This is a genomic window from Enterobacter sp. JBIWA005, assembly GCF_019968805.1.
Taxonomy (GTDB): Bacteria; Pseudomonadota; Gammaproteobacteria; order Enterobacterales; family Enterobacteriaceae; genus Enterobacter; species Enterobacter vonholyi.
In genome coordinates, this window is the sequence record NZ_CP074159.1 from 863,832 (window position 1) to 876,521 (window position 12,690).

A 12,690-nucleotide genomic window follows, 5' to 3' on the forward strand; every position below is an offset into this window, starting at 1 on the left:
CTTCACAAACAGCCCGGTCGGTTGAAGAGAAAAAATTCTGAAATAACGGGTTGACTCTGAAAGAGGAAAGCGTAATATACGCCACCTCGCAACGATGAGCGAAAGCCGCGTTGCACTGCTCTTTAACAATTTATCAGACAATCTGTGTGGGCACTCAAAGTGACATGGATTCTTAACGTCGCAAGACGAAAAATGAATACCAAGTCTCTGAGTGAACATACGTAATTCATTACGAAGTTTAATTCACGAGCATCAAACTTAAATTGAAGAGTTTGATCATGGCTCAGATTGAACGCTGGCGGCAGGCCTAACACATGCAAGTCGAGCGGTAGCACAGGGAGCTTGCTCCTGGGTGACGAGCGGCGGACGGGTGAGTAATGTCTGGGAAACTGCCTGATGGAGGGGGATAACTACTGGAAACGGTAGCTAATACCGCATAACGTCGCAAGACCAAAGAGGGGGACCTTCGGGCCTCTTGCCATCAGATGTGCCCAGATGGGATTAGCTAGTAGGTGGGGTAACGGCTCACCTAGGCGACGATCCCTAGCTGGTCTGAGAGGATGACCAGCCACACTGGAACTGAGACACGGTCCAGACTCCTACGGGAGGCAGCAGTGGGGAATATTGCACAATGGGCGCAAGCCTGATGCAGCCATGCCGCGTGTATGAAGAAGGCCTTCGGGTTGTAAAGTACTTTCAGCGGGGAGGAAGGCGTTGTGGTTAATAACCACAGCGATTGACGTTACCCGCAGAAGAAGCACCGGCTAACTCCGTGCCAGCAGCCGCGGTAATACGGAGGGTGCAAGCGTTAATCGGAATTACTGGGCGTAAAGCGCACGCAGGCGGTCTGTCAAGTCGGATGTGAAATCCCCGGGCTCAACCTGGGAACTGCATTCGAAACTGGCAGGCTAGAGTCTTGTAGAGGGGGGTAGAATTCCAGGTGTAGCGGTGAAATGCGTAGAGATCTGGAGGAATACCGGTGGCGAAGGCGGCCCCCTGGACAAAGACTGACGCTCAGGTGCGAAAGCGTGGGGAGCAAACAGGATTAGATACCCTGGTAGTCCACGCCGTAAACGATGTCGACTTGGAGGTTGTGCCCTTGAGGCGTGGCTTCCGGAGCTAACGCGTTAAGTCGACCGCCTGGGGAGTACGGCCGCAAGGTTAAAACTCAAATGAATTGACGGGGGCCCGCACAAGCGGTGGAGCATGTGGTTTAATTCGATGCAACGCGAAGAACCTTACCTACTCTTGACATCCAGAGAACTTTCCAGAGATGGATTGGTGCCTTCGGGAACTCTGAGACAGGTGCTGCATGGCTGTCGTCAGCTCGTGTTGTGAAATGTTGGGTTAAGTCCCGCAACGAGCGCAACCCTTATCCTTTGTTGCCAGCGGTTAGGCCGGGAACTCAAAGGAGACTGCCAGTGATAAACTGGAGGAAGGTGGGGATGACGTCAAGTCATCATGGCCCTTACGAGTAGGGCTACACACGTGCTACAATGGCGCATACAAAGAGAAGCGACCTCGCGAGAGCAAGCGGACCTCATAAAGTGCGTCGTAGTCCGGATTGGAGTCTGCAACTCGACTCCATGAAGTCGGAATCGCTAGTAATCGTAGATCAGAATGCTACGGTGAATACGTTCCCGGGCCTTGTACACACCGCCCGTCACACCATGGGAGTGGGTTGCAAAAGAAGTAGGTAGCTTAACCTTCGGGAGGGCGCTTACCACTTTGTGATTCATGACTGGGGTGAAGTCGTAACAAGGTAACCGTAGGGGAACCTGCGGTTGGATCACCTCCTTACCTTAAAGAACCTGCCTTTGCAGTGCTCACACAGATTGTCTGATGAAAAACAGCAGTAAAAATCTCTGCAGGCTTGTAGCTCAGGTGGTTAGAGCGCACCCCTGATAAGGGTGAGGTCGGTGGTTCAAGTCCACTCAGGCCTACCAAACTCCTTTTAAAGGATGAGCGGTACAGAGATTGCAAAACGATGGGGCTATAGCTCAGCTGGGAGAGCGCCTGCTTTGCACGCAGGAGGTCTGCGGTTCGATCCCGCATAGCTCCACCATCTTTTACTGCAAACACAAGAAAACTTCAGAGTGAACCTGAAAAGGTGCACTGCGAAGTTTTGCTCTTTAAAAATCTGGATCAAGCTGAAAATTGAAACGACACATCTTAATGGTGTGTTCGAGTCTCTCAAATTTTCGCAATCAGAAGTGAAACATCTTCGGGTTGTGAGGTTAAGCGACTAAGCGTACACGGTGGATGCCCTGGCAGTCAGAGGCGATGAAGGACGTGCTAATCTGCGAAAAGCGCCGGCGAGGTGATATGAACCTTTGACCCGGCGATGTCCGAATGGGGAAACCCAGTGCAATTCGTTGCACTATCGTTAACTGAATACATAGGTTAACGAGGCGAACCGGGGGAACTGAAACATCTAAGTACCCCGAGGAAAAGAAATCAACCGAGATTCCCCCAGTAGCGGCGAGCGAACGGGGAGCAGCCCAGAGTCTGAATCAGCTTGTGTGTTAGTGGAAGCGTCTGGAAAGTCGCACGGTACAGGGTGACAGTCCCGTACACGAAAGCACACAGGCTGTGAACTCGAAGAGTAGGGCGGGACACGTGGTATCCTGTCTGAATATGGGGGGACCATCCTCCAAGGCTAAATACTCCTGACTGACCGATAGTGAACCAGTACCGTGAGGGAAAGGCGAAAAGAACCCCGGCGAGGGGAGTGAAAAAGAACCTGAAACCGTGTACGTACAAGCAGTGGGAGCACCTTCGTGGTGTGACTGCGTACCTTTTGTATAATGGGTCAGCGACTTATATTCTGTAGCAAGGTTAACCGTATAGGGGAGCCGAAGGGAAACCGAGTCTTAACTGGGCGTTAAGTTGCAGGGTATAGACCCGAAACCCGGTGATCTAGCCATGGGCAGGTTGAAGGTTGGGTAACACTAACTGGAGGACCGAACCGACTAATGTTGAAAAATTAGCGGATGACTTGTGGCTGGGGGTGAAAGGCCAATCAAACCGGGAGATAGCTGGTTCTCCCCGAAAGCTATTTAGGTAGCGCCTCGTGAACTCATCTTCGGGGGTAGAGCACTGTTTCGGCTAGGGGGCCATCCCGGCTTACCAACCCGATGCAAACTACGAATACCGAAGAATGTTATCACGGGAGACACACGGCGGGTGCTAACGTCCGTCGTGAAGAGGGAAACAACCCAGACCGCCAGCTAAGGTCCCAAAGTCATGGTTAAGTGGGAAACGATGTGGGAAGGCACAGACAGCCAGGATGTTGGCTTAGAAGCAGCCATCATTTAAAGAAAGCGTAATAGCTCACTGGTCGAGTCGGCCTGCGCGGAAGATGTAACGGGGCTAAACCATGCACCGAAGCTGCGGCAGCGACGCTTATGCGTTGTTGGGTAGGGGAGCGTTCTGTAAGCCGTTGAAGGTGTGCTGTGAGGCATGCTGGAGGTATCAGAAGTGCGAATGCTGACATAAGTAACGATAAAGCGGGTGAAAAGCCCGCTCGCCGGAAGACCAAGGGTTCCTGTCCAACGTTAATCGGGGCAGGGTGAGTCGACCCCTAAGGCGAGGCCGAAAGGCGTAGTCGATGGGAAACAGGTTAATATTCCTGTACTTGGTGTTACTGCGAAGGGGGGACGGAGAAGGCTATGTTAGCCGGGCGACGGTTGTCCCGGTTTAAGCATGTAGGCGGAACGATTAGGTAAATCCGGTCGTTTTTTAACGCTGAGGTGTGATGACGAGGCACTACGGTGCTGAAGTAACAAATGCCCTGCTTCCAGGAAAAGCCTCTAAGCATCAGGTAACATCAAATCGTACCCCAAACCGACACAGGTGGTCAGGTAGAGAATACCAAGGCGCTTGAGAGAACTCGGGTGAAGGAACTAGGCAAAATGGTGCCGTAACTTCGGGAGAAGGCACGCTGATATGTAGGTGAAGCCCCTGCGGGTGGAGCTGAAATCAGTCGAAGATACCAGCTGGCTGCAACTGTTTATTAAAAACACAGCACTGTGCAAACACGAAAGTGGACGTATACGGTGTGACGCCTGCCCGGTGCCGGAAGGTTAATTGATGGGGTTAGCGGTAACGCGAAGCTCTTGATCGAAGCCCCGGTAAACGGCGGCCGTAACTATAACGGTCCTAAGGTAGCGAAATTCCTTGTCGGGTAAGTTCCGACCTGCACGAATGGCGTAATGATGGCCAGGCTGTCTCCACCCGAGACTCAGTGAAATTGAACTCGCTGTGAAGATGCAGTGTACCCGCGGCAAGACGGAAAGACCCCGTGAACCTTTACTATAGCTTGACACTGAACACTGGTCCTTGATGTGTAGGATAGGTGGGAGGCTTTGAAGCGTGGACGCCAGTCTGCGTGGAGCCGTCCTTGAAATACCACCCTTTAATGGCTGGTGTTCTAACGTAGACCCGTGATCCGGGTTGCGGACAGTGTCTGGTGGGTAGTTTGACTGGGGCGGTCTCCTCCCAAAGAGTAACGGAGGAGCACGAAGGTTAGCTAATCCTGGTCGGACATCAGGAGGTTAGTGCAATGGCATAAGCTAGCTTGACTGCGAGAGTGACGGCTCGAGCAGGTGCGAAAGCAGGTCATAGTGATCCGGTGGTTCTGAATGGAAGGGCCATCGCTCAACGGATAAAAGGTACTCCGGGGATAACAGGCTGATACCGCCCAAGAGTTCATATCGACGGCGGTGTTTGGCACCTCGATGTCGGCTCATCACATCCTGGGGCTGAAGTAGGTCCCAAGGGTATGGCTGTTCGCCATTTAAAGTGGTACGCGAGCTGGGTTTAGAACGTCGTGAGACAGTTCGGTCCCTATCTGCCGTGGGCGCTGGAGAATTGAGGGGGGCTGCTCCTAGTACGAGAGGACCGGAGTGGACGCATCACTGGTGTTCGGGTTGTCATGCCAATGGCACTGCCCGGTAGCTAAATGCGGAAAAGATAAGTGCTGAAAGCATCTAAGCACGAAACTTGCCCCGAGATGAGTTCTCCCTGACCCTTTAAGGGTCCTGAAGGAACGTTGAAGACGACGACGTTGATAGGTCGGGTGTGTAAGCGCAGCGATGCGTTGAGCTAACCGATACTAATGAACCGTGAGGCTTAACCTTACAACGCCGAAGGTGTTTTGGCGAAGAGACACGATATTTTCAGCTTTGATACAGATTTAACAGAATTTGCCTGGCGGCTTTAGCGCGGTGGTCCCACCTGACCCCATGCCGAACTCAGAAGTGAAACGCCGTAGCGCCGATGGTAGTGTGGGGTCTCCCCATGTGAGAGTAGGGAACTGCCAGGCATCAAATTAAGTAGTAAGCCGGTGCATAAATCCGGTGATTACAGCAGTCTTCGGTGGAGCGGTAGTTCAGTCGGTTAGAATACCTGCCTGTCACGCAGGGGGTCGCGGGTTCGAGTCCCGTCCGTTCCGCCACTTATTAAAAGCCCTGAGCTAACGCTCAGGGCTTTTTTCTTATCTGATATTTAATTATTGCGAAATCAGCAAAAATCCTCTGCGTTTTACGATCTTTTTCTCCATAAAACCGCCAGCGATAATCGTCCTCAGTTTACGAACATAACCATTGAGGAATAGTATGACTCTCCCTGCATTTGGTCTGGGCACCTTCCGCCTGAAAGACGACGTAGTTATCGCATCAGTTAAAACCGCTCTTGAACTTGGCTATCGCGCAATTGATACGGCACAGATCTATGAAAACGAAGCTGCCGTTGGACAAGCTCTCGAAGAGAGTGGTGTACCGCGTAATGAGCTGTTCATTACCACGAAAATCTGGATTGAGAATCTCAGCAAAGACACGCTGATCCCAAGCCTGAAAGAGAGCCTGAAAAAACTGCGTACTGACTACGTGGATTTGACGCTGATCCACTGGCCATCGCCGAACGATGCCGTCTCCGTGGAAGATTTCATGCAGGCGCTGCTGGAAGCGAAAAAGCAGGGATTAACCCGCGAAATTGGGATCTCCAACTTCACGATCCCGCTGATGGAAAAAGCTATTGCTGCTGTTGGCGCTGAAAATATTGCGACCAACCAGATTGAGCTGTCTCCGTACCTGCAAAATCGTAAAGTCGTGGACTGGGCAAAACAGCACGGGATCCATATCACCTCATACATGACGCTGGCCTACGGTAAGGCGCTGAAAGATGAAGTGATTACGCGTATCGCTGAGAAACATAACGCGACTGCCGCGCAGGTCATTCTGGCATGGGCAATGGGTGAAGGTTATGCCGTGATCCCATCATCAACTAAGCGTGAAAACCTGGCCAGCAACCTGTTAGCAATGGATCTTCATCTGGATGCTGACGATAAAAAAGCGATTGCCGCGCTGGAGTGCAACGATCGTCTGGTCAGCCCGGAAGGTTTAGCTCCTGACTGGGATTAAGTTTGACCCGCCCTCTGTAACCTGAACCCTCACACAGCTCCTCCGGGAGCTGTTTTTATATGTTCACTCAGAAAATCAATAAAGGCACGAATGCGCGTACTCACCGCTCTGTCACTGTAATACACCGCGCTAAAAGGCATTTCGACCGGCAGGCGTTTATCGGCCATCAATTCCACCAGCTCACCTCGGGCAATCTCCTTATCAATCATATAGTCTGACAAGCAGGCGATACCATTGCCTTCAAGGCACAGCTGCTTCAGCGTTTCCCCGCTGTTAGATGACAATCCGCTCGTAATTTCATGAAGTTGACCATCATGACAGGCGACAGGCCAGGTGTTCAGCGATACCGGCTCCGTAAAGCCCAGGCACAGATGCTGCTTCAGTTCTTCAACCGTCTCCGGTTTACCATGTTCAGCAATATACTGTGGCGACGCGATAATTTTACGGTAGCTGGCAAACAGAGGGCGGGCACGCAAGCTTGAATCGGTCAGCGTTCCCGCCCGAATAGCCACATCCACTTTACGCTCGATGAGGTTAATAAACGTCTCTGAGGAGACGAGAGAAAGCGTCATCTCCGGATAGCGTTCGCGGAAAGGTTTGATCAGCGGCATCAGAAAGTGAAGCACTACCGGCGTGGCTGCATCAATGCGCAGCAATCCGCGCGGCGTGCTGCGGGTCTCCATTATCTCGGTCTCCGCTGCGGCCATCTCCTGCAGTACCGACTGCACGCGGCGAAAATAACGCTCTCCTTCTTCCGTCAGGCTCAGCTGTCGCGTCGTTCGGTTGAGCAAACTCACTCCAAGCTTCATCTCCAGTTTTTTTACCGAACGGCTGATGGCTGAGTTAGCCTGTCCCAGCTGTTCGGCCGCGCGGCTAAAGCTGCCGCTTTCAACGACGGCGACAAAGATTGTCAGCTCTTCCGATGTAGCTTTCATTGTTGCACCACCTGCAAAATTCTATTGAGATTTTGACCATTATTGTTATTTAAGCACTGGCGCATACTGCCTGTCATCTTAATCCTGATGATACGGAGTATTTTATGCCACTGGCGCTACTTGCCCTGACGATCAGTGCCTTTGCAATTGGCACGACCGAATTTGTTATCGTGGGACTGGTTCCCACTATTGCTAACCAGCTTGCGATCTCGTTACCCTCTGCCGGGCTGTTGGTGTCTATCTACGCTCTGGGCGTCGCCGTCGGAGCACCAGTGCTGACGGCACTGACCGGGCGTTTTCCGCGTAAGCAGCTGTTAGTCGCGCTGATGGTGCTGTTCACCGCCGGCAACATTCTGGCCTGGCAGGCACCGGACTACACCACGCTGGTGATTGCCCGTCTGTTGACCGGCCTTGCGCACGGGGTGTTCTTCTCGATTGGTTCCACTATTGCAACCAGCCTGGTACCCAAAGAGAAAGCGGCCTTTGCCATTGCGATCATGTTTGGTGGACTGACCGTTGCACTCGTTACGGGCGTACCGCTGGGAACGTTCATCGGACAACACTTCGGCTGGCGTGAAACGTTTCTGGCCGTCTCCTTACTGGGGGTCATCGCCCTGGTGGCCAGCCTGCTGCTGGTGCCGTCGAATATTCCAGGCCGGGCGAGCGCCAGCCTGCGCGATCAGCTGAAGGTGCTTACGCATCCGCGTTTGCTGATCATCTACGCGGTAACTGCATTGGGTTATGGCGGCGTATTCACCGCTTTCACCTTCCTGGCGCCGATGATGCAGGATCTGGCTGGCTTCTCCCCCAATGCCGTAAGCTGGATTTTGCTGGGATACGGTATTTCCGTTGCCATTGGCAATATCTGGGGCGGCAAGCTTGCGGATAAGCATGGCGCGGTACCTGCGCTGAAATTTATCTTCGCCGCGCTGGTTGTTCTGTTGATAATTTTCCAGTTCACCGCTTCGATACACTACGCCGCGCTGGTCACGGTTCTGGTCATGGGGATCTTCGCCTTTGGCAACGTGCCCGGGCTTCAGGTCTACGTTGTACAGAAAGCCGAGCTTTATACGCCTAATGCAGTGGATGTGGCTTCCGGCCTGAATATTGCCGCTTTTAATATTGGTATCGCGCTGGGCTCCATCGTTGGTGGGCAAACCGTCGAACACTTCGGATTAACCCAGACCCCGTGGATTGGAGCGGTGATTGTTCTGGTGGCCTTCCTGCTGATTGGCCTGAGTGGGCGCCTTGATAAACCTGCTCGCGTCGCGCTGGGTTAATATAAGTAAGCGCTTGCTTACAAAACTGGAAAGCGGTTTCTCAGAAATTGCGTTGAAAGTATGACCTAAAGTCCCTATAACATTAGAACCAGTCCGTTTTCCGGGCTGGTTCATGTTACAGAGGCTGTTTCCAAAAGTGCGAAAAAATACCTATGCCATGCGTTATGTTGCCGGAATGCCCGCGGAGAGGATCTTGCCTCCGGGGTCATTTGCGAGCATAAGCCAGGTATTACCCGCCGGTACACCGTTAAGTAGCGATGAGAAAATCCGCGTACTGGTGTGGAATATTTTTAAGCAGCAGCGTGCCGAATGGTTATCGGTACTCAAGAATTTTGGAAAAGATGCCCACCTGGTTCTGCTCCAGGAGGCGCAAACCACCCCGGAGCTGGTACGGTTTGCCACCACGAACTATCTTGCCGCCGACCAGGTGCCTGCGTTTGTCCTGCCGCAACATCCCTCAGGTGTGATGACGCTTTCAGCAGCACATCCGGTCTATTGCTGTCCTCTGCGGGAACGCGAGCCTATCCTGCGTCTGGCGAAATCGGCGCTGGTGACGGTCTATCCGCTGCCGGATACCCGAATGCTGATGGTTGTGAATATCCATGCGGTAAATTTCAGCCTGGGCGTGGATGTCTACAGTAAGCAGTTACTTCCGATCGGCGATCAGATTGCCCATCACAGCGGGCCCATCATTATGGCCGGTGATTTCAATGCCTGGAGCCGTCCGCGCATGAATGCGCTCTATCGCTTTGCGCGCGAAATGTCGTTGCGTGAAGTTCGTTTTAGCGATGACCAGCGCAAAAAAGCCTTTGGTCGTCCTCTCGATTTTGTCTTCTATCGTGGTTTGAGCGTGCACGATGCCTCTGTTCTGGTGACTCGCGCCTCGGATCATAATCCTCTACTAGTCGAATTCAGTCCCGGCAAACCTGATAAATAATGGTGTGTCAGGTCTGCCGTGGGGCAGGCCTGCGCGGGTGCTGCCCTTTATTTTTCACTCACAAAGGACAGTACGATGACAACAACACACTCCCATCATGACAACGTAGAAAAACAGTTTGGTTCTCAGGCAAATGCCTATCTGAGCAGCGCCGTGCACGCTTCAGGTCGCGATCTGGTGCGTCTCGGTGAACGTCTGTCTGCGTTCCCGCAGGCGCACGTTCTGGATTTAGGCTGCGGGGCTGGGCATGCCAGCTTTACGGCTGCGCAGCAGGTGGCGCACGTTACCGCGTATGACTTATCCAGCCAGATGCTGGACGTTGTTGCCGAGGCGGCGAAAGCGAAGGGGCTGAACAACATCAATACGCGCCAGGGCTATGCCGAATCCTTACCGTTTGATGATGCGTCGTTTGAGGTGGTTATCAGCCGTTATTCCGCGCACCACTGGCATGATGTCGGCCAGGCATTACGCGAGGTCAAACGCGTTCTGAAGCCGGGCGGAACATTCATCATTATGGATGTGATGTCACCTGGACATCCGGTGCGCAATATCTGGCTGCAAACGGTAGAAGCGCTGCGCGATACTTCGCACGTGCAAAATTACTCCAGCGGAGAGTGGTTGTCGCTTATAACTGAAGCGGGGCTGATCGCGCGCGCGTTGATTACCGATCGCTTACCGCTGGAGTTCAGTTCCTGGATCGCTCGTATGCGCACTCCGGAAGCATTAAGCCAGGCGATCAGGCTGTATCAGGAGAGTGCATCCGCGGAGGTAAAGGCGTACTTTGAACTGCAGAACGATGGTTCATTCACCAGCGATACCATCATGGGTGAAGCGCAAAAAGCGGGATAAACAAAAAAGGCACCGAGGGGAATCGGTGCCTTTTTATCTTTCGATCGTGCTATCAGGAGTCTGGCGTAGCGCTGTTCTTCACAAACAGCGTCAGTTGGTCGCCAGGTTTCAGATTGTCAGTATCATTGTTCCAACGCATCACATCCTTGATGTTTACGCCGTGTCGTTTTGCGATACTGGACAGTGAATCGCCCTTGCGCACGCGATAGGTAATACTATCGCTGTTGCTGGCGAGACGCTGCGCGCTGCTACCTGCACCTACCGTCAGAGTCTGACCCACTTTCAGGCCGGAGCTGCGCAGATTATTCCACTGCTGCAGATCTTTCGCATTCACGCCAAGACGTGACGCAATGCCCGAAAGCGTATCACCTGAACGAACCTTATAGCTACGGGTGTTGACTGATGAAGCATCCGCGATCAGCGTTGACTGAACGGCGGCGATTTCACCAGAAGCTAAAGACTCACGTAACTGGTCAGCATGTTTCTGCGGAACCATTACATACTGCGGGCCACTTGCCCCCAGGGTTGAGCCTTTAACGCCAGCATTAAAGGTTTTCAATTTACTTACCGACATACCCGTCATATCAGCAACCTGTTTAATATCAACTGGATTGCTGAGGCGAACACGCGCCAGTGCACGACTTTCGTCTGGTGTTGGCAGTTGTACACCATAACGCTTGCTGTTCTTGAGAATATCGCTCAATGCCAGCATTTTCGGTACGTAAATTTTTGTTTCCTGTGGCAGTGAGAGCGACCAAAAATCGGTGGATTTACCCCGTGCTTTATTCGCTTTCATTGCCTTCAGTACACGACCTTCGCCACTATTATACGCTGCGACCGTTAACAGCCAGTCGCCGTCAAACATCTTGTTCAGACGTTGCATCATGTCGAGAGCGGCTGTCGTTGAAGCGACAACATCGCGACGCGCATCATAGTTGCGGGTCTGTTTCAGACCATAGTTTCGCCCTGTGCTCGGAATGATCTGCCAAATGCCTGCGGCATTGGCGCCAGACGTCGCGTGTGGGTCAAAAGCGCTCTCCACTATGGGTAGGAGTACCAGCTCCATAGGCATGTTACGTTTCTTAACTTGCCCGGCTATCCAGTACATATACGGCTCTGCCCGTAACGTTACATCGTGGAGATAGCTCTTATTTCTTAAATACTTCTGTTTCTGTTCGCGAATCCGGGTATTTTCCGGAATTCCCATCTTTAGCTCGTCGCCAATAGAGGTCCACAAGTCTTGATCCTGCGCGAAAGATGTTCCATCGTCCATCCAGCGCGCCGAACTTGCAAACTTCCCTGCTTCCCCTTGACCAGCTGCAGAAAGGCTCTGTGCGTGCTGTTGTACGTTGCTGCCATTCTGTGACTGGCAACCTACAAGCAGGACAGAGGCGAGTAATATCGCTTTTGCCTTCATGTGTGTGTCAATAGTTGCTTAAAAGACGAGCGATGATAACGGCGAAATTTTGAAAAGGCAACCCGCAATTATCTGAAGTTATCTTTCTTTGACCTTAACCATGCAAATCGCTGTTCTGGTTGTTGCAAATTTGTTTCTTGGTTAATTTTATTAATTAAATCAGTATCATCTGTTCGTAAAAATAAATTAATTTGGCGCTCGTTTTTCAGAATTACGGGGAGTGTTTTTTGGTTTTTTGCACGTAACTCCTTCACTTTGTGATAATAATCCTGAATCGCCCGATCCTCAGGCAACAGGCTGACGGCAAACTTCATATTTCCTAATGTATACTCATGAGCGCAACAAATAACGGTGTCATCGGGCAATGCGTTAATCTTCTGTAAAGACTGGTACATTTGCGCTGGCGTGCCTTCAAACAGTCTTCCGCAGCCTCCGGAGAACAGGGTATCGCCGCAAAAAAGATAAGGCTTACTGTAGAAACACAGATGTCCCAAAGTGTGACCCGGGGTAGCAAATACGGAAAACTCCCACTCACGTATGAGGATATTTTCGCCTTCTTCGACTACATGCGTGATTCCCTTATCTTGTGCTTCTGCCGGTCCGTAAACCACAAGATGCGGAAAATGAGCGCGCAGTTCAGGCACGCCGCCAGTGTGATCGTTATGATGATGCGTCAACAGAATGGCTTCTGGCTGCCAGTCGTTCTCTTTTATTGCGCGCAGAACAGGGGCCGATTCTCCGGGATCCACAATGACGCATCGACGATCGTCGTCAACCAAAACCCAGATGTAATTGTCCTGAAACGCTGGAATACTGATAAGATTCATACATTACCTCTTATAGCGTGGCG

Annotated in this window: 7 protein-coding genes, 3 tRNA genes and 3 rRNA genes; 10 read left to right on the top strand and 3 right to left on the bottom strand. The window is 52.1% G+C overall.

Annotation, left to right across the window (positions count from 1 at the left end):
• Positions 1–260: 260 nt before the first annotated feature.
• The 7 genes from KGP22_RS04040 to dkgB all read left to right on the top strand — a co-directional run bounded on the left by KGP22_RS04040 (position 261) and on the right by dkgB (position 6,422).
• Positions 261–1,800 (top strand): 16S ribosomal RNA (locus tag KGP22_RS04040).
• Positions 1,801–1,869: 69 nt separating this feature from the next.
• A tRNA-Ile gene (locus tag KGP22_RS04045) sits at positions 1,870–1,946 on the top strand.
• A 43-nt stretch (positions 1,947–1,989) separates the two neighbouring features.
• Positions 1,990–2,065 (top strand) — tRNA-Ala (locus tag KGP22_RS04050).
• A 170-nt stretch (positions 2,066–2,235) separates the two neighbouring features.
• Positions 2,236–5,141: ribosomal RNA gene (locus KGP22_RS04055) — 23S ribosomal RNA — on the top strand.
• Positions 5,142–5,210: 69 nt separating this feature from the next.
• Positions 5,211–5,326, top strand: a 5S ribosomal RNA gene (gene rrf / locus KGP22_RS04060).
• The 16S, 23S and 5S rRNA genes sit together here with 3 tRNA genes alongside, the layout of an rRNA operon.
• A gap of 55 nt (positions 5,327–5,381) precedes the next feature.
• A tRNA-Asp gene (locus KGP22_RS04065) sits at positions 5,382–5,458 on the top strand.
• Between the two features lie 160 nt (positions 5,459–5,618).
• Entirely contained in the window at positions 5,619–6,422 is an 804-nt protein-coding gene (dkgB, locus tag KGP22_RS04070; RefSeq protein ID WP_111965875.1) for a 2,5-didehydrogluconate reductase DkgB, read from the top strand.
• Positions 6,423–6,451: 29 nt separating this feature from the next.
• Here the strand turns inward: dkgB and yafC are convergent, their stop codons facing one another.
• Positions 6,452–7,357: a DNA-binding transcriptional regulator YafC gene (yafC, locus tag KGP22_RS04075; RefSeq protein WP_045909864.1), complete on the bottom strand. Its 906-nt coding sequence runs from the start codon at positions 7,355–7,357 to the stop codon at positions 6,452–6,454.
• A gap of 104 nt (positions 7,358–7,461) precedes the next feature.
• Here yafC and KGP22_RS04080 point away from each other — a divergent pair, with 104 nt between their 5' ends.
• The 3 genes from KGP22_RS04080 (at position 7,462) to KGP22_RS04090 (ending at position 10,423) form a co-directional block, all read left to right on the top strand.
• The gene (locus KGP22_RS04080; protein ID WP_223581295.1) at positions 7,462–8,637 is read left to right on the top strand and encodes an MFS transporter; all 1,176 of its coding nucleotides are present in this window, start codon (positions 7,462–7,464) and stop codon (positions 8,635–8,637) included.
• A 136-nt stretch (positions 8,638–8,773) separates the two neighbouring features.
• Positions 8,774–9,574: an endonuclease/exonuclease/phosphatase family protein gene (locus tag KGP22_RS04085; protein ID WP_223581296.1), complete on the top strand. Its 801-nt coding sequence runs from the start codon at positions 8,774–8,776 to the stop codon at positions 9,572–9,574.
• A 75-nt stretch (positions 9,575–9,649) separates the two neighbouring features.
• Positions 9,650–10,423: a class I SAM-dependent methyltransferase gene (locus KGP22_RS04090; protein ID WP_111965873.1), complete on the top strand. Its 774-nt coding sequence runs from the start codon at positions 9,650–9,652 to the stop codon at positions 10,421–10,423.
• Between the two features lie 52 nt (positions 10,424–10,475).
• Here the strand turns inward: KGP22_RS04090 and mltD are convergent, their stop codons facing one another.
• On the bottom strand, positions 10,476–11,840 hold the full coding sequence (gene mltD, locus KGP22_RS04095) for a murein transglycosylase D (RefSeq protein WP_223581298.1): 1,365 nt from the start codon (positions 11,838–11,840) through the stop codon (positions 10,476–10,478).
• Between the two features lie 68 nt (positions 11,841–11,908).
• Entirely contained in the window at positions 11,909–12,667 is a 759-nt protein-coding gene (gloB, locus tag KGP22_RS04100) for a hydroxyacylglutathione hydrolase (protein WP_149366167.1), read from the bottom strand.
• Positions 12,668–12,690: the final 23 nt, after the last annotated feature.